The organism is Actinokineospora diospyrosa (assembly GCF_024171925.1).
In the GTDB taxonomy this organism is placed as follows: Bacteria; Actinomycetota; Actinomycetes; order Mycobacteriales; family Pseudonocardiaceae; genus Actinokineospora; species Actinokineospora diospyrosa.
This window is the reverse complement of sequence record NZ_JAMTCO010000003.1, coordinates 402,565-427,738: the sequence shown is the minus strand read 5'-3', so window position 1 is coordinate 427,738 and position 25,174 is coordinate 402,565. Positions and strand designations below refer to the sequence as shown.

Genomic DNA, 25,174 nt, shown 5'->3' with positions numbered 1-25,174 from the left:
CTGTGCACGATCCTCCCCGCGCCGAACAAACAGCCCCAACCGGGGCCTCGACTCGACACTACCCCAACGGGGCGCTTGTGCGGCAGGGGTGCGACAGCGATCCGGTCGATCCACTCGCGAGGGACTGGAACTGACGGCGTGGCTGGGTATAGTCAAAAGCCGGGGCCGTTGTTCGCCCCCATTGGCGCGGCACCCCTTTTGGACCCGTTCGCCGATGTCGCAAGCACCGGAGCAGTTCGCACGACGTTGTACGCACGCTGTTGTCGGACCGGTCGTCGAGGCGTCCACGCGAGGTGTCGGGCGCATGTCGTTGGGGGCACACAGATGAACGAGCGCGCCGCTGTGCCAGTGATCACAGTGCACGGTCTCGTCGAGCTGGTGCTCACCCAGCGTCCGGCTGAATCGGTCGCGGTGGTGGACGGCAACCGCCAAGTGAGTTACGCCGACCTCGACCGGATGGCGCAACGGGTCGCGTCCTGGTTACTGGGCGCGGGTGTCGGCGCGGGCTCGTTGGTGGCGCTGCACTTGCGCCGCGGCCCGGAGTTGTTCGCCGCGATGCTGGGCGTGCTCAAGGCGGGCGCGTGCTACGTGCCGATGGACACCGCGGACCCCGCGCCCCGGCTGCGCGCGATCGCCGAGGACGCCGACATCGCGGTGCTGATCACCGATGCCGGGCGGGAGACCCCGTTCCCGGCGCGGACCCTCGTGCTCGACGGAGTTCCCGGCGACGTGCTCGGTGATGTTGTCGGTGGTGCGCACGGTGGTGTGGTCGATGGTGCCCCACCGGACAGTCCCACCCGCGCACCGGTGGCCGTCGACCTGGACGCCCCGGCGTACACGATCTTCACCTCGGGGTCGACCGGGCGTCCCAAGGGCGTCCCGATGACGCACCGGTCGCTGGTCAACCTGCTGTGGTGGCACGAGCGGAGCAGGCCGGGCAGCAACCAGGCGCGCACCGCGCAGGTGTGCGCGGCGAGCTTCGACTTCTCGTTCCACGAGGTGTTCTCGACGCTGTGCTTCGGCGGCACGCTGGTCGTGGCCGACGAGCGGACCCGCAGGGACCCGCACGCGCTCGCGGATTTCCTTGAACGGCAAGGCATCGAGCGGCTGTTCGCGCCGGTGTCCACGCTGACGCGGCTGGCCGAGGCCGCCGCGGACCGCACCGGCGCACTGCCCCTCCGGGACGTGGTGACCACCGGTGAGCGGCTGCGGCTCACCCCGGCGCTGCGGGCGTTCTTCCAGCGCACCGACGGCGGCAGGCTGCACAACCACTACGGGGCCACGGAGTTCCAGGACGCCACCGCGCACACCCTCGACGGCGACCCCGCCGAGTGGCCGACGGCGGTACCGATCGGCAAGCCGATCTCCGGGGTCGAGGTGCACGTCCTGGACGAGGACCACCACGCGGTTGCCGAGGGAGAGCTGTACATCGGCGGGATCGGTGTCGCCCACGGGTACCTCAACCGCCCAGACCTGACCACACAGCGTTTCCTGGACAACCCTTTCGGGCCAGGGCGTATCTACCGCACGGGTGACCTGGGCCGAATAGCCCCGGACGGAACGGTGGAGCACCTGGGTCGCGCGGACGACCAGGTCAAGGTCAACGGCGTGCGGGTCGAGCCGGGCGAGGTGGAGGCCGTCCTCGAGTCGCACCCGGAGGTCCGGGAAGCCGTGGTGCTGGCCCAAGAGGTGGCCGGGCAGGAACGGCTGGTCGCACACGTGGTGATCACGGTGACCACAGAGAGCACGATGACCGCAGAGAGCACGGCGACCACGTCGGAGGATCTCTGGACCCTGCCGCGCCGCCTGCACCGGTACCTGTCGGCCCAGCTCCCCCGGTACCTGGTGCCGGAGGTGTACGAGCTGCTGGAGGCGATGCCGCGCACCGCGAGCGGCAAGACCGACCGCCGGGCGCTGCTGCCGCCGGACGTGGTGGAGCGGTTGTCCGACGAGCCCGCTGCCGCGCCGCGTACCGCCACCGAGCGCCTGCTCAGCGGGGTGTGGCGGGATGTGCTGGGGCTCGACGAGGTCGGCACCACGGACAACTTCTTCGACATCGGCGGCACGTCTTTGCACCTGGTCGCGCTGAGGGAGGCGCTGGCCGAACGGACCGGCGGCGCGTTCGCCTTGGTCGACCTGTTCAGCCATCCCACGATCCGGACGTTGGCGGCCCACTTGGACCAAGAGGCCCCAGTGCTCACGCCACGCCGCCGGGCAGCGGCGCAAGGGGACATCGCGATCATCGGTATGGCGGGCAGGTTCCCCGGCGCGGACGACATAGAGGCGTTCTGGAGGGATCTAGTCGCAGGAGTGGAGTCGGTAACCACCCTGGACGAACTCGACCAGGCAGACCCAGCTCTGCTCGGCAACCCCAACTATGTACGGGCAGCGGCTGTGCTGCCAGATATCGACCGGTTCGACGCGGCGTTCTTCGACATGAACGCCAAAGAGGCCGCCGTGACCGACCCACAGCACCGACTCTTCTTGGAGTGCGCGTGGGAGGCCTTCGAGGACGCCGGGTACCGGCCGGGGTCGGAACACGGCGCGATAGGGGTGTTCGCCGGTTCCAGCGTGAGCACGTACCTGGTGAACAACCTCACCCGAGGTGCGAGCGGTCCGTTCATAGAGGCGGACATGGCCCAGTTCCAAGCGAAGCTGGGCAACGACCGCAACTACCTACCCACTCGAGTCTCTTATAAACTCGACCTGCGCGGGCCGAGTGTGGCGGTACAGACCGCGTGCTCGACCTCGCTGGTGGCGGTGCACCTGGCGTGCCAGAGCTTGCGCTCAGGCGAGAGCGACATGGCATTGGCAGGTGGAGTGTCCGTGATCGTGCCGCAGCGAGGCGGGTACCTCTATGAAGAGGGCATGGTCCGTTCTCGCGACGGGCACTGCCGTGCCTTCGATGCTGAGGCAGACGGGACGCTGTTCGGCAACGGCGGTGGCGTCGTGCTGCTTAAGCCGCTGGCGAAAGCTCTAGCCGATGGCGACCGGGTGATCGCGGTGGTCAAGGGGTCCGCGGTCAACAACGACGGGTCGGTGAAGGTGGGATTCACCGCGCCGAGCGTGCAGCGGCAAGCCGAGGTTGTGGCTGACGCTTTGGCCGACGCTGGGGTGTCCGCGGGGTCGGTCGGGTATGTGGAGGCGCACGGCACCGGGACCGCGATCGGGGATCCCATCGAGGTGGCCGCGCTGAACTCGGCGTTCCAACTCGATGGCCCACTGCCCGAGAGCAGTTGTGTCCTGGGGTCGGTCAAGACCAACATCGGGCACCTGGACGAGGCCGCGGGCATCGCCGGGTTGGTCAAGGCGGCGCTGGCGGTCGAGCGCGGCACGGTCCCGCCGACGGTGCACTTCAGCAAGCCCAACCCCGAGATCGACTTCGGCGCGGGCCCGTTCTTCGTCTCCGCCGAGCCGACGCCGTGGCCGGAGTGGGCGACGAAGCGCCGTGCCGGGGTGAGTTCGTTCGGCATGGGCGGCACGAACTGCCACGTCGTGTTGGAGCAGGCTCCCCCGCAGCCGGAGGTGCCCGCGAAACCGGGGCCGCACGTGCTGACTGTGAGCGCCAAGACGGCGCAAGCACTACGAGAGCTCGTTGCCCGGTACGCCGAGCACCTCACCGCGCACCCCGACCTCCCGGTGTCCGACATGTGCGCGACCGCTGCGACCGGGCGACAGGTGTTTGGCCATCGCTTCGCGGCCGTGGTGTCGACGACTGCGGATGCTCGGGACGCGTTGGAGTCCTATAGGGAGGACACACGGCGGTCGAAGGTCGCGTTCCTGTTCAGCGGCCAGGGTTCGCAGTACGCGGGGATGGGGCGAGCGCTCTACGACGAGCACGCGGTGTTCCGGGATGCCGTCGATGAGTGCGCCGTGTTGCTCTCGGGGTTGTTCGACCTACACGCGGTGCTGGCTGACGAGAAGGCGATCAACGACACGGCGCATGCGCAGCCTGCGCTGTTCGCGGTCGAATATGCCTTGGCGAAGCTGTGGCTGTCGTGGGGTGTGCGGCCTGAGGCGTTGCTCGGGCACAGCGTGGGTGAGTTCGTCGCCGCGCACCTGGCCGGGGTGTTCTCGTTGACCGGCGCGATCACGCTGGTGGCGCACCGGGGTCGGCTCATGCAGAGGCTCGACGAGCCGGGCCGGATGGTGTCGGTAGCCGCTGCCGAGGCGGCTGTGGCCGAGTTGGTCGACCAGTACACCGAGGTGTCGATCGCTGCGGTGAACTCTCCAGGGTCGACCGTGATCTCGGGTCGCGCTGAGCAGGTCAGGCAAGTCCAAGCAGAGCTTGAGCGCAGGGGCGTGCGGTGCAAGGAGCTCGTTGTCTCGCACGCGTTCCACTCGCCTCTTATGCGGCCGATGCTCGACGACTTCACCAGGATCGCCGGTGGAATCACCTACCACGAGCCGACCATCCCAGTCGTCTCTAACGCTACCGGCGCTGTCGCGGGACCAGAGATCGCGACGGCTCAGTACTGGGTCGACCATGTGCTCAACACGGTCCGGTTCGGCGATGGCGTCCACACCCTTGTCGAGTCCGGTGTGGATGTGTTCGTCGAGGTGTCGCCTAAGCCGACGCTGCTGTCCCACGTAGATGCTGATGCCTTGTTGGTGCCGTCATTGCGGCCAGGACACGAGTCGGAGCAGTTGCTGCGTGGCGCAAGGGATCTCTTCGCCGCAGGCGTGGACATCGACTTGGCCGAGCTCTACTCGCAAGAGGGTTATCTCAAGGTCGCCTTGCCTACCTACCCGTGGCAGCGGGAACGGCATTGGGTCGACGCACCGAGCACCCAAGCACCTACCGCCCAGACAGCTAAGACCCGGACACCGAAGGCAGGCGGCCCGCTCATCGGGCAGCGACTGGACATCGCCGATAGCGATGGTGTCCGCTTCCAGGCCACGCTGGGCCCTCAAACGCTGTCCTGGCTGGGTGACCACCGGGTGTTCCAGTCGATCGTCATGCCTGGTGTGGCGTTCCTGGAGACCGCCCTGGCCGCCCATCACGAGGTGTTCGGCGGTCCTGGTGCTGTGGTGCGCGACTTCTTCGTCCACCGGGCCATGAGCTTCGCGGACGCAGGTGCTCTTCGCGAGGTGCAGATCGCGTTGTTGCCCGAGGGCTTAAGGATCCACTCCCGAGTCCCTGGTGATCGCCAGTGGACGTTGCACGCCTCCGGGGCCACAGGCCCGGCAGGGTCGCCGCTGGAGGTGGAGCCGCTGGCCGGGCTGCAGGAGCGGTTCACCAGCGAGGTACCGGTCGAGGAGATCTACCAAGGCGAACGAGAACGGGAGATCGACCTCGGTGAGCTGTTCTGGGCAACCGAGCGGCTGTGGCGGGATGGCATCACCTGCCTGTCCGAGATAGCGCTACCGCGGGCTCTGCACGGCGAGACCGAGCATCGAATCCATCCGGTGCTGCTAGAGGCATGCTTCCTCGCGCTTACGGTCACCTACCCGGAGAAGTACGGCAGGCGCACCTACGTGCCGGTGGGTGTGGAGAAGCTGACACTCCACGCGAAGGTCGGCACTCGGGCCTGGTGTCACGCCCGGCTGCGGCCTAACGACTGCGAGGCCCCAGAGACCTTGCACGGCGATGTGGACCTGTTCGACGCGGACGGGAACCTAGTGCTTACCATGGAAGGCATTCTCCTCAAGCTCGCCAGTCGACGCGCAATGCTAGGGACCGAGACGTGGCGCGAGTGGCTCTACGCAATCCAGTGGACGGAAGCCCCTGCAGCGGCCGCATCTACCGAACGCCCGGTGGTAGTCACAGAAGGCGCGTTCGCCCACCTCGGTGACTCCGCAGGCAGCGCTATCGAGGGTCGGACCGTCCTCTACTGCCTGCCTGCCGAGTCTTCCAGCACCGATCCAGCCGAGCTCGCCACTCCCCTACTTAGCGTTGTCCGCGATCTGGCAGACAGTGGCTCGAAGCTCGTCATAGTCACCCGAGGCGCTCAAGCCGCCGGAACCCGGGTGGTGACCAACCCGGCCCAGGCAGCACTATGGGGTCTGGGCAGGGTTATCGCCTTGGAGCACCCCGACCTCCACCTCACGCTCATCGATCTGGACGAGTCCACTCCGGCAACAGCCTTGCTCAACGACCTGTCCGGGCCGGAGACCCAGGTCGCCTACCAAGACGGCACCCGCTACGTCGCGCGCCTGACCCGTGAAACCGCGCCTGACGCGGGCCCCACCCTCGGTGCGGACGGGACCTACCTCATCACCGGCGGCCTCGGTGGCCTCGGCCTGGAGACCGCCCGGCTGCTGCGCCGCCAAGGCGCCCGCCGTCTCGCGCTGATCGGCCGCTCAGCGCCCGGCCCCGAGGCCGAGAAGGTCATCGCCGAGCTGCGGGGCGCGGGGGCCGAGGTCAGCACCGCGGTCGTCGACGTGTCCGACGAGGCGGCGCTCAGGGCGTTCCTCGACGGGATCATCGACCTCAAGGGCGTGTTCCACCTGGCCGGGGTCCTCGACGACGGCGTGCTCGCCCAGCAGACCCCCGAGCGGTTCCGGACCGTTCTCGGCCCCAAGGCGGACGCGGCCTGGCACCTGCACCGACTGACCGGGGACCTGGACTTCTTCGTGCTGTTCTCCTCGATCAGCTCGGCACTGGGATCCCCCGGCCAGGGCAACTACGCCACCGCAAACGCTTTCCTCGACGGTCTCGCCGAGTACCGACGGGGTCTAGGGCTACCTGCCTTGGCCGTGCAGTGGGGCTCGTGGGCAGAGACCGGCATGAGTGCACGGGCGGGCCTGAACGACAAGCTGACCTCACTAGGCGAAGGCGTCATCCCCACCGAAGATGGCCTGGCAGCACTGGCGGCGTTGCTCGGCACTAACGGCGTGCGGGCAGTCCTACCAATCGAATGGCCGAGGTTCCTCAAGCACCAACTCAACGCCTCTCCGGTACTGGCCCGATTCGAGACCAAACGGGACGACGACTCGTTCCGCGACCGGCTTGAGGTGACCCCACCTGAGCAGCGTCGAGACTTGCTTGCGGCCGAGGTTCGCGACCAGGTCGTGCACAGCATCGGCACCGACCGTGGTCTAGGCCCGGACGTGGGGTTCTTCTCGCTAGGGCTGGACTCGCTTAGTTCGATCGAACTGCGCAACCGCCTCCAGACGGTGCTAGGTCAGCCGCTGGGGCAGACGGTCGTCTTCGACTACCCGACCCTGTCGAGCCTGACCGACCACCTTGTCGCTGAGTTGGGGCTGACCGACACCGACGACGTGGCTCGGCTCTTGGCGGCCAAGCTCGGGCTGGGAGACTTATGAGCAGCCCCAACTACGACGTACTGCTGCGCAAGGCCTTGGCGCGGATCGAGCACTTGGAGTCTGAACTCCAAGCGGCGAAGGTGGTTGCCCCGGAGCCGGTCGCGGTGGTCGGGATCGGCTGCCGCTTTCCCGGTGCGGAGGGTCCTGCGGAGTTCTGGCGGCTGCTGTTCGAGGGCCGTGACGCGATCACCGAGGTGCCGTCGGACCGCTGGGAAATCGACGCCTACTACGACCCGGATCCGGACAAGCCCGGCCGGATGAACACCCGGTATGGCGGATTCGTACCCAACCCGGCCGGGTTCGACACCGCCGCCTTCGGGGTCTCCGCGCGTGAGGCGGCCAGCATCGACCCGCAGCAACGGATGCTGCTAGAGGTCACCTGGCGCGCGTTCGAGCACGCCGGGATGCCGGTGAAGGACCTACCGGAGCGCACCGGCGTCTATGTCGGTATCAGCAATGTCGACTACCGCGAGGCGATGGTCCTTCACGGCGACGACAGGATCGACGGCTACTTCAGCTCCGGTAGCACTACCAGCACCGCGAGCGGTCGCCTCTCGTACTTCCTCGGCCTAACGGGCCCGTCGCTGTCCGTAGACACAGCGTGCTCGTCATCGGCGGTCGCGCTTCACCTCGCGGTTCGCGACCTGCGGACCGGCACATGTGACGTCGCTGTGGCGGGTGGGGTCAACCAGATCCTCACCCCGCACGAGACCATCAGCCTCTCCAAGGCCCGGATGATGGCCCCTGATGGTCGCTGCAAGCCGTTCTCAGCCGCAGCGAACGGGTATGTCCGGGCCGAGGGCTGCGGCATAGTCGTGCTTAAGCGCTTGTCGGATGCCGAACGCGACGGGGACAACATCCTCGCGGTAGTGCTAGGCAGCGCGACCAACCAGGACGGCAGGCGAAGCGGTCTTACCGTGCCGCACGGCCCGTCTCAGCAGGCCGTCATCCGAGATGCTCTACGCGATGCGGGCGTCTCCCCTGCCGAGGTTGGCTTCATAGAGACCCACGGCACCGGTACCGCCCTGGGCGACCCGATCGAGGCAGCTGCTTTGGGCGCTGTCTTCGGTGAGCGGGAGCAGCCGCTCGTGTTGGGCGCGGTCAAGTCCAACTTCGGCCACCTCGAGTCCGCAGCCGGTATCGCGGGGGTCATCAAGGCAGTGCTGTCTGTTCAGCACGGCACTATCCCGCCGAACCTGCACTTCGAAAAGCCCAGCCAGTTCGTGGACTGGTCGCTACCGCTCCGAGTACCAACAGCGGCGGAAGCGTGGCAGCGAGGCCGCCGGGTCGCGGGGATCAGCTCGTTCGGGTTCAGCGGCTCCAACTGCCACATCGTGCTGGCAGGCCCAGAGGCGCCTCTAGCGAAGGCCACAGCCCGTCACCGGTCGGCCACCGTCGTGACCGTGTCCGCTGCCTCGGCGCCCGCGTTGCGAGCCGCACAGCGCCAACTGGCGGAGATAGCCACAAGCGAGGCTGCCTACACCGCGAACACCGCTCGCAGCCACTTCGAGCACCGGGCGGCCGTGGTCGTGTCGTCGGAGGGCGAGCTGACGACCAGGACTGGCCACGCGAGCCAAACCCCGCCCAGGGTCGCGTTCCTGTTCACCGGCCAAGGCGCGCAGCACCCGCGGATGGGCGGCTGGCTGATGCGCGGGAGCAAGGTCTTCGACGAGACCATCCGCGAGTGCGACGAGGTCGTCCAGCCGCTGCTGGGCCGCAGTCTTCGTGACCTGCTCGACGGCGAGGTCAGCGAAGCGGAACTCGCCCGCACCGAGTACGCCCAGCCCGCGCTGTTCGCCTACGAGTTCGCCCTGGCACGGCTGTGGATCTCGTGGGGCGTGCGCCCGGCCGCGGTGCTCGGGCACAGCGTAGGCGAACTGGTCGCCGCGTGCGTGGCCGGGATGTTGTCGCTCGAAGACGCGCTGCGGTTGGTCGTGGCGCGGGGGAGGTTGATGCAGGCATTGCCCGAGGGCGGCCGGATGGTCTCGCTGCGCGGCGACCAGAAGGCGATCGAGGCGGCCATCTCCGGATACCCGCTGGTGAGCGTGGCGGCGGTGAACGGGCCGGAGGAGATCGTCATCTCCGGGGACGGGACGCAGGTGGCGGCCGCGGTCGAGGAGTTGGCCGCATTCGGAGTGACCAACCGTGACCTGCGCGTCTCCCACGCGTTCCACTCTCCGCTGATGCAGCCGATCACCGGGGAGTTCACCGAGGTGTTGCGCGACACCACCTTCTCGCCGCCGTCGATCCCGGTTGTGTCCAATGTGACCGGTCGGCCGATCACGGCGACCGACCCGGCGTACTGGGTGCGGCACGCCCTGAACCCCGTGCTGTTCGCCGACGGTGTGCGCGAGCTGGCCGAGAACCACGTGTTCATCGAGATCGGCCCACAGCCGGTGCTGTCCGGCCTCGGCCGCGGTCTCCTCCCCGACCACACGTGGCTGCCGAGCGCCCGTCGATCCCGCGAGTGGGAGGAGCTGGCCACAAGCCTGGCCGAACTGTACGTCCGCGGTTACCCCATCGACTGGGCCGCGTACCACGAGACCCCACAGCGTCGAGTCGACCTACCCGGCTACCCGTTCCAGCGCGAGCGGCACTGGTTCGCCCCAGAGTCCACTTCAGACGAACAGTGGCTGCACCGCGTCGGCTGGGAACCAACTGATCCACAGCCCTCTGTGGATACTGTGGATAGTGTCCGCTTCGAGCCGGAACCCGCCACCGGCGATCCGGCCGCGCACACCCACCGCTTGGTGACCGACCTCTTGACGCTGGTCCAGGACATCACCTCGCGCCCCAAACCGCCCCGGCTGCACGTCGTCACCCGACACGCCCACGCGCTGAGTCCACAAGAGAACACCGACCCATCGCACACCGCCGTCTGGGGCCTGCTCCACACCATCGCAGCGGAACACCCCGAGCTGCAGCTCACCGCCGTCGACACCGACGATGCCGACGCCCCCACCAGTGCGCCCTACACCGTCATCCGCAACGGGATCCACCACCGGCCCAGGCTCATTCCGGCAACCTCTGCCGACACCGTCGACCTCAAGCGGGACGGCACCTACCTGATCACCGGCGGTCTCGGGGCGCTGGGCCTGCGCACGGCCGAAGAACTGGCCAAGGGTGGCGCGGGCACGATCGTGCTCACGAGCCGTCGCGAGCCGGCGGCCGACCAGCGAGCCAAGATCGCGGAGATCCGAGCGACCGTGCGGGTGCACCCCGCCGACATCAGCGATCCGACCGCGGTGGACGCCCTGATCGACGCGCACGGGCCGTTCAACGGGATCGTGCACGCGGCTGGGGTTCTCGACGACGCGATCCTGCTGCGGCAGAGCGCTGAACGGTTCCACGCCGTGCTCGCCCCCAAGGTCGATGGCGCGTGGCACCTGCATCAGAAGGCCACCGGGCTGGACTTCTTCATCGCCTTCTCGTCCATCTCAACGTTCCTCCCAACCTTCGCCTCCGGCGCCTACGCTGCAGCGAACGCCTTCCTCGACGGGCTCATGGCACAGCGCAGGGCAGCCGGGCTACCGGGTGCCGCCATCCAATGGGGCCCATGGTCTGGCATCGGCATGGCGGCCGATGAAGCGCACGAGCGGTCCGGACTGCGGATGATCGAACCAGACCGGGGTGCCCGGCTGGTGCTGAGCCGCGACTCGGTCGCAGTGATCAACGGCGACTGGACCGCTCTCAGCGCGACGACCGGCACCGTACCCGGCTTCTTCGGTGTCGAACCAGAACTCGGTGTCGAAACAGAACTCGGGTTCGAACCAGAACAGCGGCAGGCAGCCTCATCTTTGCGCGCGGAGATCGCCGCGGCCAAGGACGAGATGGCCTTCTTGGGTGAACAGGTTGAGCTAATCCTCCGTGATGTCTTGGGCGAGCGTTCGGAGCTGAGCAGGCAACGGGGTTTCTTCAGCATGGGCATGGATTCGCTGATGGCTGTGGAGTTCCACTCCCGCCTGGCGAGTGCTCTCGAGCTGCCCATCCCACCCACTGTCGTCTTCAAGCACTCGAACCTCGACGACCTCATCCCCTACCTCGCCGAAGAACTCGACATAGGTCCACAAGAGACCGACGACGAGGAGGACATCGCGGCGGCCGATCTGGTCGCGCGGATCAGCCGGAGCTTCAGCACGCACGTGGACGAGGACTAGGAGGAATCCAGACGTGTCCGGAACCGACGAGTTGGTCACCGCACTGCGCCGGTCGGTGCGGGTGATCGACCAGCTCGAGGGCAGGCTGGCCCGCGCGCGCGAGCCGATCGCGGTGATCGGCATGGCGTGCCGGTTCCCCGGCGCGGACTCGGTAGCGGCCTTCTGGGACCTGCTGCGCGACGGGGTCGACGCGATCACCGAGGTCCCGCCGGACCGCTGGGACGCCGACGCCTACTACGACCCGGATCCGGACACCCCCGGCTCGATCTACGCCCGCCACGGCGGGTTCATCCGCGGCGTCGACCGCTTCGACCCGCTGTTCTTCGGCATCTCCCCCAAGGAGGCCGCGCGGCTGGACCCGCAGCACCGCCTGCTGCTGGAGGTGAGCCAGCACGCGCTGGAAGACGCCGCGATCCCACCGAGGTCCCTGCGGCGCACCCGAACCGGCGTGTTCGTGGGCATCGCGGAGAACGACTACGCGCGGTTGGTCGAGAGCGCGGGCGAGTTGGAGCACTACGACGCGACCGGCACCGGGTTCTGCTTCGCGTCCGGTCGGATCTCGCACGTGTTCGGCTTCCAGGGCCCGAACATCGCCGTCGACACCGGGTGTTCGAGTTCGCTGGTCGCGATCCACCAAGCGGTGAGTGCCTTGCGGCTGGGCGAGTGCGACCACGCGTTGGCGGGCGGCGTGCACCTGCGGTTGGCACCGACGACGTCGTTGTCGCTGGCCAGAACCCGTGCGTTGTCACCGGACGGCCGCTGCAAGGCGTTCGACGCGTCCGCCGACGGGTTCGGCCGGAGCGAGGGCTGCGGGATGATCGTCCTCAAGCGACTCTCCGACGCCCAGCGCGACAACGACACCGTGCTGGCGGTGATCCGCGGGTCTGCGGTGAACCACGACGGCCCGGCGAGCGGGTTCACCGTGCCGAACGAGAGCGCACAGGTGGCGCTGATCCGCGCCGCGTTGCGCGACGCCGAGGTCGAGCCGAGCGCGGTCGGCTACGTCGAGGCGCACGGCACCGGGACCGCCCTGGGTGACCCGATCGAGATCAGCGCGCTGGGCACGGTGTTCGGCGGGAACGCGCACCCGGTGGTGCTGGGCGCGGTCAAGAGCAACATCGGGCACGCCGAGGGCGCGGCGGGCATCGCGGGCGTGATCAAGACCGTGTTGGCGTTGCGGCACGGCACGATCCCGCCGAACCTGCACTTCACCACCCCGACCCCGCACGTGGACTGGGCACGGCTGCCATTTGAGGTACCGACCAAGTCGACACCGTGGGACGCGCGCCACGTCGCCGGGGTCAGCTCGTTCGGCATGAGCGGCACGAACTCGCACATCGTCCTCGCAGCCGCTCCAGAGCAGACCACAGAGGACAGTCCAGACCGTCCACGAGTGCTGACCTTGTCCGGTCGAACCGGGCAGGCACTCGCCGACGCGATCGCCGAGATGGCGGCCTTCCTCGACACGGCCCACTCGACAGCGGATGTCTGCTTCACCGCCAACACCGGCCGCGACCACCACGAGCACCGACTGGCCGTCGTCGGCGCCACCAGCGCGGAGTTGGCCGAACGGCTGCGCGCGGGCGCGCCCACCGGACACGTGCCGACCCATCGGACACCGCCGAAGGTCGCGTTCCTGTTCTCCGGCCAGGGGGCGCAGTACGCGGGCATGGGGCGGGACCTGTTCGAGACCGAACCCGCGTTCCGCCAAGCGGTCCTGGACTGCGCGGAGGCTCTCGGTGAGCCGCCGCTGTTCGAGGGCCGTGACCTGGACCAGACCGCGACCACGCAGCCCGCGCTGTTCGTCGTCGAGTACGCCCTGGCCCGGATGTGGCAGTCGTGGGGCGTCCGACCGGATGTCGTGCTCGGGCACAGTGTCGGCGGGATCGTCGCGGCTTGTGTAGCGGGTGTGTTCAGCCTGGCCGACGGGATGGCGTTCGTCACCGAGCGGGCGCGGCTGATGCAGGCCCAGCCGAGTGGCGTGATGGTCGCGATTCGCGCGCCCGAGGACGAGGTCGCGGCGGTGGTGGCCCGGTTCGACCTGGTAGCGGTCGCTGCGGTGAACGCGCCGGGCGAGGTCGTGATTTCGGGAGAACGGGGCCAAGTCGCGGCCGTGCTCAGCGATCTGGGTGTCGAGGGAAAGCACCTTCCGGTGTCGCACGCTTTCCACTCGCCGCTGATGGCACCGATCGCCGATGGCCTGCGTGCGGCAGCGCGGCGCATCACCTTCACCGACCCGAAGATCACCGTGGTCTCGGACCTGACCGGCGCGGTCGTCGAGGACCTCTCAGATCCCGACTACTGGGTGCGGCACGCACTGGAGCCGGTGCGGTTCGCCGACGCCGTTCGCGCGGCGGGCGCGCAGGTGTTCGTCGAGATCGGTCCGAAGCCGGTGCTGCTGGCGTCTGCGCAGGTCACCGTGCCGGACGCGGTGCCGCTGCCCAGCATGCGGCCCGGCCGTGGCAGGGCGGAACCGTTGACCACCGCCGCAGCACTGCACCTGCTTGGCGTCGCGATCGACTGGTCCGCTGTGGATAGTGGCCGGAAGGTCGCCATCCCGGCCTACCCGTTCCAGCGGGACCGGCACTGGATCGACGTGGCACCGACCAAAGATCGGGTCCGGCCGTTGCTGGACGTGCGACTCCGGTTGCCTACGCACCGGTCGACGGTCTTCCAGACCGAGCTGGACGCGACCGGCTTCTTCGCCGAACACCGGGTGGGCGGCCGGGTCGTGTCTCCCGCCGCGGCGCACCTGGCGATGGTGGCGAGCGCGGTGGACGTCCTGGCGGCTGGTGAGGTCTTCCTGGAGAACGTGGTCTTCCCGGAACCATTGGTACTGCCGCGAACGGTCCAGATCGAGGTGACCGGAAGCGACTTCCAGCTGATCAGCGTGCCCGAGGATGACGACACGGCCCCCATCCACGCGGTGGGCACCATCGGGTCCGGCACGCCGGACGAGCCCGAGCCGCTGGAGGAGCTGCGCGCGAGGATAGCCACGCGGGTCGACGCAGACGCGCTGTACCAACGACTGGCGGACAACGGAATCGAGCTGGGGCCGAGGTTCCGCTGGTTGACCGAGGTGCACACCGGACACAACGAGGTTCTGGCGGCGGTGGCCAGGCCGCCCGGCACGCGGAAGGTCGCTCCCGCGCACCCCGGCCTGCTCGACGCCCTGTTCCAGGCGACGGAGGCCCTGAACACCGAGCAGGGCGCGCGGGTGCCGTTCGCGGTCCGGCGGCTGTGGCTCGGTTCGGACGTCGACACCCGGGCGCGGTGGGTGCACGCCACCCGGTTCGGGGACTGGTGGGACATCGACCTGCTCGACGCCGAAGGCGCGCCGGTGGGCCAGGTCGTGGGGTTTGAGGACCGGCCCACGCTGATCCACACCTGGACCGACTGGCTGCGGGAGATCCACTGGGAGCCCATGCCCGGTGAGCACGCCTCGCCCGGCCGGGTTCTGGTGGTTGACGACGTGCACCACCCGGTCGAGGATGCGGACTCGGTCGTCTACATCGCGGAATCCAGTCCTGACAAGGTGAATGCCGCACACCACCTGACCACCGAGCTGCTCACCCTGGTACAGAACCTAATCCGGCTGCCGCGACCGCCGCGCTTGTACGTCATCACCCGCAACGCCCAAGCGGTGGCGCCCGGCGACCTCCCCGATCCCGCGCACACCGCGCTGTGGGGCCTGACCCACGCCATCGTCGCCGAGCACCCCGAGCTGCGCACGACCACCATCGACGTCGACTCATACGACCCGAGCCACCTCAACACCACACACCCGCACAACGCCGTCCGCGATGGCGTCAACCACGTCCCCCTCCTGCGCAAGACCACAGTGGACACCTCAGGCAAGCCGATCCGGCTGGCGCTGGACTCCTACGGCTCACCGGAGGACCTGCGGACCGCGACGCTGACCCGCCGTGAGCCCGGTCGCGGGGAGATCGAGATCGAGGTCGCGGCGGCGGGGGTGAACTTCCGGGATGTGTTGGTGTCCCTGGGCATGATGGGCTACGCCGCCCGGGCGGCCGACGTGCCGTTGGGGTTCGAGTGCGCAGGAACCGTGGTCGCGGTCGGCCACGGAGTGACCGAGTTCTCCCCCGGCGACCGGGTGATCGCCATGGTCGAGGGCGGCTTCGCCGACTACGTCACGGTGTCCGCCGGGTACGCGGCCGCGCTCCCCGCGGGCCTCACGGTGACCCAAGGCGCCACGATCCCGCTCGCGTTCCTCACCGCCCAGTACGCGCTGGTCAAGTTGGCCGAGTTGCGACCAGGTGAGCGGGTGCTGATCCACGCCGCGGCGGGCGGTGTCGGGCAGGCGGCGGTGCAGATCGCGCTCGCCATCGGTGCCGAGGTGGTCGCGACAGCCAGCAAGTCCAAACAGGACTACGTGCGGGCGATGGGGGTCCAGGAGGTGCACGACTCGCGCACGACCGCGTTCGCCGAGTCCACCGCCCCGGTTGACGTCGTGCTCAACAGCCTGACCGGCGAGTTCATCGACGCGAGCCTGTCCGTGCTCGCCGAGGGCGGCCGGTTCGTCGAGATGGGCAAGTTGGACCTGCGGCCGGACCTGGACGTGGAGTACCTGCCGTTCGACCTGGGCGACGAAGGCGAGCAGGACCCGGAGCTGATCCCGCGGCTGTTCGCCGAAGTCGCGGCCGGGTTCGCCGACGGCACCCTGCGGCCGCTGCCCGCGACGCCGTTCCCCCGGACCGAGGCGGTGGCGGCGTACACGTTCATGCAGCGGGCCCGGCACATCGGCAAGGTCGTGCTCACCTTCGACCGCCCGGTCCGGCTCCGCGCGGACGGGACTTACCTGGTCACTGGCGGTCTGGGCGCGCTCGGTCTGCGGACGGCGCACGAGTTGGCCGAGCGCGGCGCCGGGACGATCGTGCTGACCAGCCGGAGCGAACCGACGCCGGAGCAGGCAGGCGCGATCGCGGAGATCAGCGCCCGGGTCCACGTGCGGCCCGGCGACCTCAGCGACCGGGCGACCGTCGAGCGGATCCTCGCCGAGCACGGGCCGCTGCGGGGTGTTGTCCACGCCGCCGGTGTCCTGGACGACGGGATCCTCGCCCACCAGAGCGCCGAGCGGTTCCACGCCGTGCTGGCCCCGAAGGTCGATGCGGCCTGGCACCTGCACGAGCTCGCCGGGGAGCTGGACTTCTTCGTCGCGTACTCCTCGGTCGCCGCCCTGCTCGACGACGGCGGCCAAGGCAACTACGCAGCCGCAAACGCTTTCCTCGACGGTCTCGCCGCCCGCAGGCGGGCCGAGGGCAAGGCCGGGCTGTCGATCAACTGGGATTCGTGGTCGGAGATCGGCATGGCCGCCCGGTTGGGCGCGGGCGGCATCCCACCCGCCGAGGGAGTCGACGCCGCTGCCAGCCTCCTCGGTGCTCCCACCGCGCAGCTGGCGGTGATGCCACGGACGGCAACACCCGCCGCGGTGGAGTCGCCTGTCCACTCGCGCCCCGAAGACCTCGCGGGCCTGGTGGAGCACCTGACCCGGGAGCTGGTGCGACTGTTGGGGCTGCCGCCGGGCTACCGGATCGATCCTGGGTCGGCATTCACCGAGCTGGGCATGGACTCGCTGATGGTCGTGGAGCTGCGCAACCGCCTACAGCGCGACCTGGACGTGCCGCTGGGCGCGACCGTGGCGTTCGACTACCCCACCGTGGGCGGCCTGTGCGACCACCTCGCCGGCCTCCTCGGCCTGGGCGCCGACCCCCGCGCCGAACTGGACGCCCTGCTGGACGAGTTCATTGATCTCGGGGAGGCCGACCGATGAGCCATCTACCTACCGCTAATTCCGGGGAGGCGGACCAGCAGCGGCTGCAGAGGGCGTTGTCGGCGATTCGGACGTTGCAAGGGCGGGTCCGGGAGTTGGAGGCGGCTGACTCGCCTATCGCCGTGGTTGGCCTTGGTTGCCGCTTCCCCGGTGCGCCGAGCCCGGATGCGTATTGGGAGCTGCTGCGCGCTGGCGGCGAGGCTATCTCCACCGTGCCTGCCGACCGATGGGACAACGGAACCGAGCGGGGCGGGTTCCTCGACGACATCGCTGGGTTCGATCCGGCGTTCTTCGGCATCTCCCCGCGCGAGGCTCGGCATATAGACCCGCAGCAGCGCCTGTTGTTGGAGGTCGCGTGGGAGGCGCTAGAGGACTCCGGGCGTGATCCGCGGTCGTTGGCCGGTAGCCGTACCGGGGTGTTCGTCGGCATCTCGGAGGCCGAGTACCTGCCGGTGATGCGTGCGAAGGCCGGTGGGCCGGTCCAGATGCACGATCTGACCGGCAACGCCTTGAGCGTCGCGAGTGGTCGGCTGTCCTACCTGCTCGGGTTGCGCGGGCCGAACCTTGCGCTGGACACGGCGTGCTCGTCGGCTCTGGTGGCGGTGCACTTGGCGGTCGCGAGCCTGCGGCGCGGCGAGTCTGACGTGGCGTTGGCGGGCGGGGTGAGCCTGATGGTGTCGCCGGACGCGTTCGTGGCCTTCGCCGATGGCAACGCGCTCGCTGCTGATGGGCGTTGTAAGACGTTCGACGCTGCCGCTGACGGGTACGGGCGCGGTGAAGGTGCCGGGGTCGTCGTGCTCAAACGGCTCGATGACGCTATCGCGGCTGGCGACCCCATTCGCGCGGTGATCCGAGGTACCGCAGTCAACCAAGACGGCCGCACCAATGGTCTTACCGCCCCCAACGGTCCTGCTCAGCAGGAAGTCATCCGCGCTGCGCTCGCCGACGCCCGGGTAGAGCCATCGGCTGTCGGCTATGTCGAGACGCATGGCACTGGGACGCAGCTAGGTGATCCGGTTGAGGTCGGCGCGTTGAGCGCGGTGTTCGCAGGTAGGTCAAACCCGGTGCTGTTGGGCGCGGCGAAGACCAACATCGGCCACCTAGAGGCCGCTGCCGGTGCCGCCGGGCTGATCAAGGCCGTCCTCACTCTGAGCCGAGGCGAGATCCCGCCGAACCGGAACTTCCACCAACCGAACCCACACATCGCGTGGGACGCGGTAGCCGTACCGACGCAATTGACGCCGTGGCCTATAGGTACCTCTGCCGCAGGGGTCAGCTCGTTCGGTTTCAGCGGCACCAACGCGCACGTGGTCCTTACCGCCGCACCCGCACCAGCCGCGGTGGATGGGCCCGACCGGCCTCGGCACGTCCTACCGTTGTCAGCGCGGTCGCCTGAGGCCTTACGAGATCTAGCCGCTCGCCACGCGAACGCGCTGGAAGATGTTGGCGAGGTTGCCGACTACTTCCACACAGTCGCGACCGGGCGCACCAAGTTCGTCCACCGGCTGGCGATCACCGCGTCCACCGGCACGGAAGCCGTGAAGGCGTTGGCTCGGTTCGCTGAAGGTAGGCCTACCGCCTGCGGGCAAGCTGACGAGCCTCCACGCGTGGCATTCCTGTTCACCGGTCAGGGGTCGCAGTACGCCGGTATGGGCAAGGACCTCTTCGACACCCACCCGGTCTTCAGGGAGGCGTTGACCCGCTGCGACAAGATCCTGCGCACGCACGACGTCCCGCTGCTCGACATCCTCTATTCCGACACCACCGGCCTCATCGACCGCACCTCTTACGCGCAACCGGCGATCTTCGCGTTGGAGTACGCGCTGACCCGGTTGTGGGAGTCGTGGGGTGTGCGCCCGCACGTGGTTATGGGCCACAGCACCGGCGAGTTCGCCGCCGCCTGCGTCGCCGGGTTCCTCGACCTGGAAGACGCCCTTGCCCTCCTCACCCGTCGAGCCCGACTGATCGAGGAAGCCACGTCCGGTGGCGCTACCGCTGCCGTACTGGCGCCACGCGAAGAGGTCGAGCCGCTACTCACTGACCTGGTCGGAGTGGCTGGGGTCAACGGTCCGCGGGAGACCCTGATCGCGGGGGCCGCGGACGCGGTCGCAGCCACATTGGCCGCGGCGAAGGAAGCTGGGCTGGACGGTCGGCCGCTGAAGATCCCGCACGCGCCGCACTCGCCTCTGGTCGACGCTGTGCTGCCGGAGCTCGTGCTAGCTGCCGAACAGGTCACCTATCGCGCGCCAACCGTGCGGATGATCTCCAACGTCACTGGCGGCGTAGTCGACGCGATCGACGCTGAGCACTGGCGTAGGCACACTCGCGAAGCGGTCTTGTTCGCCGATGGCATGGCGACGCTGGCGGGCGAAGGCTGCCAGGTCGTACTGGAGGTCGGGCCGCAGCCGGTGCTGCAACTGCTGGGCAGGCAGAGCTGGCGGGGGCAGCCGGTGCGGTGGCTGTCCTCGCTGTGGGAGGGCCGCGACGACTGGAAGCAGGTCTTGCAGAGCGTCGCCGAGCTCTACGCGGCCGGGGTCGACCTCGACTGGGCCGCCTTCGACAAGCCCTTCCCCCTCAGGCGGATCCCCGTGCCGACTTACCCGTTCCAGCGGGAACGGCACTGGTTCAGCGGACAGCCCCAGGAGGAGCACCCCGTGCGCACGCCACCCGCGCAGAGCGACTCGATCCTCGACGACCTGCGGGACCGGCTCGGCGCGGGCCTGGAGCTGGCGGAGCTGCCGCCGCGCACGACGTTCGTCGACCTGGGGGCCGATTCGCTGCTGATCGCCAAGCTGATCCAGGACATCATCGACCGGTACGGCGTCACGTTGACCGTCGGGCAACTGTTCGACGACCTGGACACGGTCGAGGCCGTCGCCGCCCACCTGGCCGAGGTCGCGCCGCCTGCCGCGCGACCTGCCCTGTCGACCCCCGCGATACCCGTCGCACCGCAGGCGCCGGGCGGCGCGCTGGTGCCCGGCGGCGATGACGTCAAGGCGCTCATGGCGGCCCAGCTGGAGATCATGTCCCGCCAGCTCGACATCCTCGGCGGCGGCGCGCGAGCACCCCGCCCGGCGGCGGCGGCACCGAAACAGGCGCCCGCGCCGGTGCGGGAGCTGACCGAGCGCCAGCGCCACCACCTCGACGACCTGCTGGCCACGCACAAGAAGCGCACGGCTGGATCGCTGGCCAGAGCGGCCGAGCACCGGGGCGTGCGGGCCGACACCCGGATGCGGTCGGTGCGACCCGAGACCAGGTCGGTGTCGTACCCGATCATCGCCGACCGCGGCCACGGCGCCCGGTTCAGCGACATCGATGGCAACTCCTACGTCGACATCGCGATGGGCGTCGGGGTGCTGCTGTTCGGCCACGACCCGGAGTTCGTCACCGCTGCGGTCACCGAACGGGTCGGCATGGGCTTGCAACTGGGCCCGATCACCGACCTCGCCGACGAGGTGGCCGAGCTGGTGCGCGAGCTGACCGGCATGGAGCGGATGTTCTTCGCTGTGACCGGTAGCGACGCCGTGCGTGGAGCGTTGCGGATCGCGCAGGCTAAGACCGGTAAGAGTCGATTCGCGATGTTCTCCGGCTCTTACCACGGCCAGGACGACAGGGTTCTTGCGCTGCCGGACGTCCTCGGCGACCCCGAGCAGTCCGTCCCCATGGCACCCGGCATCGCACCAAGCGCAGCGGCCGACGCACTCGTGCTCACCTACGGTTCCGCGGCGGCATTGCAGACCATCGAGGCGCACGCGGACGACCTGGCGGGTGTCCTCGTCGAACCGGTGCAGAGCCGCAACCCGACGTTGCAGCCGGAGGCGTTCCTGCGCGACCTGCGCGCGTTGACCACCCGGCTGGGGATCCCGCTGATCTTCGACGAGGTGATCACCGGCTTCCGGGTGCACCCCGGCGGCGCCCAGGCGCACTTCGGGGTGCGGGCCGACATCGCCACCTACGGCAAGGTCGTCGGCGGCGGCCTGCCGGTGAGCGTCGTCGCGGGCAAGGCCGAGTTCCTCGACCAGGTCGACGGCGGCGACTGGGTCGACGGCCCCGGGCCGGACCCGAACAGCCAGAAGACCTACATCGGCAGCACGTTCGAGATGCACCCGTACGCCATGGCCAGCACCCGGGCCGTGCTGCGGCACCTGCGCGACCAGGGCCCCGAGCTGCAGCGGCGGCTCAACGACCGGACCGAGCGGCTGGCCGCCGCGCTGAACGCGCTGTTCCAGGCGGAGGCCGTGCCGATCCGGGTGCTGCGGTTCGCGTCGGTGTTCCGGTTCGCCTGGAAGGGCAACGCCAGCTACGCCCACCAGCCGCTGGAGATCGAGGTCTTCCACTTCCACCTGCTCACCCGGGGCGTCTACCTGTGGGAGGGCAGGACCTGCTTCCTGTCGACCGCGCACACCGACGACGACATCGAGGCGATCATCACCGCGGCTCGCGAGGCCGTGGCCGCGATGCGCGAAGGCGGGTTCCTGCCGAACGCCGTCGCACCGGTCGGGGACGAGCAGCGGGCCGTGCTGGCGTTGCCGTCGTGGACCGTCGCCGAGAGCATCCTGCTCAGCGGCGAACCGGACCTGGAGTCGCTGCGGGCGGCCGTTCGCGTCGTGACCTCCCGGCACGAGGCGCTGCGGACGGTGTTCCGCGGCGCTGAGGCGGTGGTGCTGCCGTCGGTCGATGTGCCGGTGGAGGTCGCCGACCTCGGTTGGTGGGACCGGATCGAGCCGTTCGACCTCGCTACCGGGCCGCTGGTGCGGGTCGCGGTGCTGGCGGGGCGGCACCTGGCGGTGGTGGCCCACCACTCGGTCTGCGACGGGTGGTCGATGGCAGTGATCTTGGAAGAGCTGGCGGCCGCGTACTCGGGTAACCAGGCGGAACTGCCCGAACCGCTGCAGTACCGGGATTTCGTCGAGCACCCGCGCGATCTGTCCACTCAGGAGCGATACTGGACCGAGCGGTTCGCCGACGGGTTCCCGGACACCGCGTTCCCCACAGACACGCCATCGACGTCCCGGCGGGGTGAGCGGATCACCTTCGAACTCGACGGTGTCGAGGCTGTCAAAGAGGCGGGGAAGACGGCAAAGGCAACGCTGTTCATGGCGTTGCTTGCCGGGTACGGGCTGCTCACCCACCAGGTCACCGGCCAAGACGACATCGTCATCGGCGTGCCACAAGCGGGCCGCGGATTCCCCGGAAGCGGCTCGATCGTCGGCTACTGCGCCCACTTCCTGCCGATCCGCAGCACCCTGTCGCCCGGTCTCACCGTGGGCGGATACCTGCGACAGATCCGGGAGACAGTGCTGGCCGCGTTCGAGAACCAAGACGTGCCGTTCACCAGCTGGAAACCCGGCGGCGACTACCCGGCGCCGCTGCGGACGGTGTTCAACCTGGACAGGTCCATACCGGTCCCCGAGTTCGCCGGGCTAGCCGGGCAGTTCGAGCCGGTCCCCGCCCGGTTCGCGCTGGTCGACTTCCGGATCGACGGCATCGAGACCGACCGCGGGATCCGGTTCGACTGCGACTACCGGGCCGACTCGTTCGACGCGGCCACCGCGCGCCGGTGGTGCGAGCACTACCTGGCGTTGCTGGCGGCGCTGGCGGACCCGGACCTCCCGCTGGACCGGCTGCCCACCCCAGGAGACCCCCGATGAGCCACACCGTGGACAACCACACCGCGTTCACCGAGGTCCCGGTGATCGACATCGGCGCGCTGGTCAGCGCGGACCCCGATCCGACCGCCCGGCGGCGGGTGGTCGACGAGATCGGCGCGGCCTGCCGGGACATCGGCTTCTTCTACGTCACCAACCACGGCGTGGCCCCGGCCGACAGCGCCGAGATGTTCGCCGCCGCGAAGGCGTTCTTCGAGCTGCCGCTGGCGGCGAAGATGAAGATCCGGCTCGGCGGGACGACCGACCAGTTCCGCGGCTTCGTCCCGCTCGGCGGCGAGGTCACCGCGGGCAAGACCGACTGGCACGAATGCCTTGACCTGCAACCGAAGTGGGGCCGGGACGCCACCAGCGCCGCCGCCGTGCGGGCGCTGCGCGACCAGCACCCGCTCGACGACCCGGAGCAGTGGCCGTCGGACCTGCCGTGGTTCCGGGCGGTGATGATGCGCTCGTGGGACCAGATGTGGGCGCTGAGCGCGCGCATCGCCGCCGGGATGGCACTGAGCCTCGGCCTCGACGAGCACTTCTTCGCCCAGTTCGAGGGCGCCGAGCTCAGCGACCTGCGGATGGTGCACTACCCGCCGTTCAGCCGGGAAGCCCACCCGCACGCGCCGGACGGCGTCACCATCGACCAGACCGAACTGGGGTTCGGCGCGCACGTGGACTACGGCTTCCTCGCCGTGTTGCAACAGGACGGTGTCGGCGGCCTCGAGGTGCGCAACGCCGGGGGCGAGTGGATCGCCGCCCCGCACATCCCCGGGACGTTCCTGGTCAACATCGGGCTGATGATGCAGCGCTGGACCAACGACCGCTACCAGGCGACCTGGCACCGGGTGCAGATCCCGGGCACCAGCGACCGCTACTCCATCCCGTTCTTCTTCGAACCGCGCTTCGACGCGGTGGTCGCCCCGCTGCCGCAGTGCGTCGACACCGACAACCCGCCGCGCTACGAGCCGTGCGAGTTCGGTCCGTACGTGGTCGACCTCTTCGCCAAAGCGTATGACTGAGTCCATTCCTCCCACCACCCACCCCCTCTTCCCCGCCCGGCATCGTTCCCGGCTTGACACCGCCAGGACAGCGCAATCACCTGGCATGCACTAACCCGCTATCCCTTTCCGCACACTGAAAGCAGGCGCCGCATGCAGCAAGTGTCCGAAGTGGTCAATTCGTGGAACGAGTGGGACCCGCTGGAGGAGATCGTCGTCGGGTCGGCCGACGGGGCGCACTTCGAGCCGACCGAGCCGGGGAACCGGCCGCAGGTCCGCAACCAGCCCGGCACCCCGTTCCCGACCGGCCCCAAGTCGGCCGGGGCGGTCGAGCTGGCCAACGAGGAGCTGGCCGGGCTGGTGTCGGTGCTGGAATCCGAGGGCGTGCGGGTGCGCAGGCCCGCCCCGCACGACTTCGCCCGGCCGGTGCGCACGCCCGACTTCGCCGCGGCCAACCAGTACTGCGCGGTGTGCCCGCGGGACGTGATGATCACCATCGGCAACGAGATCATCGAGGCGCCGATGTCGCGGCGGGCCCGCTACTTCGAGTACCAGCCCTACCGGGAACTGGTGTACGAGTACTGGAACGCCGACCCGCGGGTGGTGTGGACGACCGCGCCGAAGCCGTCGATGGCCGACAAGATGTACCGCGAGGAGTTCTGGGACGTCCCGCTGGCCGAGCGGCACGCCAGGATGCACTCCTTCGAGTTCTGCGTCACCCAGGACGAGGTCGTCTTCGACGCCGCGGACATGAGCCGGTTCGGCCGCGACATCGTGGTGCAGGAGTCGATGACCACCAACCGGGCGGGCATCACCTGGCTCAAGCGGCACCTGGAGCCCAAGGGGTTCCGGGTGCGCCCGGTGCACTTCCCGCTGGACTTCTTCCCCTCCCACATCGACTGCACGTTCGTGCCGCTGCGCCCCGGCCTGGTGCTGACCAACCCGGACCGCCCGCTGCGCGATGGTGAGGAAAAGCTGTTCCTGGCCAACGACTGGGAGCTGGTGGACGCGCCCGAGCCGACCACGGGCAACGACGAGATGCCCGAGTTCTGCCAGTCGTCGAAGTGGCTGTCGATGAACGTGCTCAGCATCGGCCCGGGCAAGGTGATCTGCGAGCAGCAGGAGAAGCCGCTGCAGGAACTGCTGTACAAGCTGGACTTCGAGGTGTTCCCGGTCCCGTTCCGCAACGTGTTCGAGTACGGCGGGTCGCTGCACTGCGCCACCTGGGACGTGCGGCGCACCGGGGCCGGGGAGGACTACTTCCCGCACGCCGACTACCAGCCGCTGGTCTGACCGGAAGGGGTC

At 69.2% G+C, this 25,174-nt stretch carries 6 protein-coding genes; all 6 read left to right on the top strand.

What is annotated here, in order from left to right; all coding sequences use genetic code 11:
* The first annotated feature begins 324 nt into the window (after positions 1–324).
* Entirely contained in the window at positions 325–7,269 is a 6,945-nt protein-coding gene (locus LV75_RS06455) for a polyketide synthase (RefSeq protein WP_253885757.1), read from the top strand.
* A complete protein-coding gene (locus LV75_RS06450; protein ID WP_301318748.1) occupies positions 7,266–11,426 on the top strand; it encodes a type I polyketide synthase in 4,161 nt (1,386 codons plus the stop codon). Before LV75_RS06455 ends, LV75_RS06450 begins: the two co-directional genes overlap by 4 nt.
* 13 nt (positions 11,427–11,439) lie before the next feature.
* Positions 11,440–17,217 (top strand): SDR family NAD(P)-dependent oxidoreductase, encoded by a 5,778-nt coding sequence (locus LV75_RS06445; RefSeq protein WP_253885755.1) that lies wholly within the window; start codon positions 11,440–11,442, stop codon positions 17,215–17,217.
* The gene (locus tag LV75_RS06440) at positions 17,214–22,868 is read left to right on the top strand and encodes a type I polyketide synthase (RefSeq protein ID WP_253885753.1); all 5,655 of its coding nucleotides are present in this window, start codon (positions 17,214–17,216) and stop codon (positions 22,866–22,868) included. Before LV75_RS06445 ends, LV75_RS06440 begins: the two co-directional genes overlap by 4 nt.
* Positions 22,865–23,890 carry an isopenicillin N synthase family dioxygenase gene (locus LV75_RS06435; RefSeq protein WP_253885751.1) on the top strand — a complete coding sequence of 342 codons (1,026 nt, stop codon included), beginning with the start codon at positions 22,865–22,867 and terminating at the stop codon, positions 23,888–23,890. Before LV75_RS06440 ends, LV75_RS06435 begins: the two co-directional genes overlap by 4 nt.
* A gap of 132 nt (positions 23,891–24,022) precedes the next feature.
* Positions 24,023–25,162, top strand: a complete 1,140-nt coding sequence (locus LV75_RS06430) for a glycine amidinotransferase (RefSeq protein WP_253885750.1) — start codon at positions 24,023–24,025, stop codon at positions 25,160–25,162.
* Positions 25,163–25,174: the final 12 nt, after the last annotated feature.

Excerpts from the sequence above, each read along its gene's own strand:
- LV75_RS06455 (WP_253885757.1), top strand. The coding sequence starts at position 325 with ATGAACGAGCGCGCCGCTGTGCCAGTGATCACAGTGCACGGTCTCGTC.
- LV75_RS06435 (WP_253885751.1), top strand. The coding sequence starts at position 22,865 with ATGAGCCACACCGTGGACAACCACACCGCGTTCACCGAGGTCCCGGTG.
- LV75_RS06430 (WP_253885750.1), top strand. The coding sequence starts at position 24,023 with ATGCAGCAAGTGTCCGAAGTGGTCAATTCGTGGAACGAGTGGGACCCG.
- LV75_RS06450 (WP_301318748.1), top strand. The coding sequence starts at position 7,266 with ATGAGCAGCCCCAACTACGACGTACTGCTGCGCAAGGCCTTGGCGCGG.
- LV75_RS06440 (WP_253885753.1), top strand. The coding sequence starts at position 17,214 with ATGAGCCATCTACCTACCGCTAATTCCGGGGAGGCGGACCAGCAGCGG.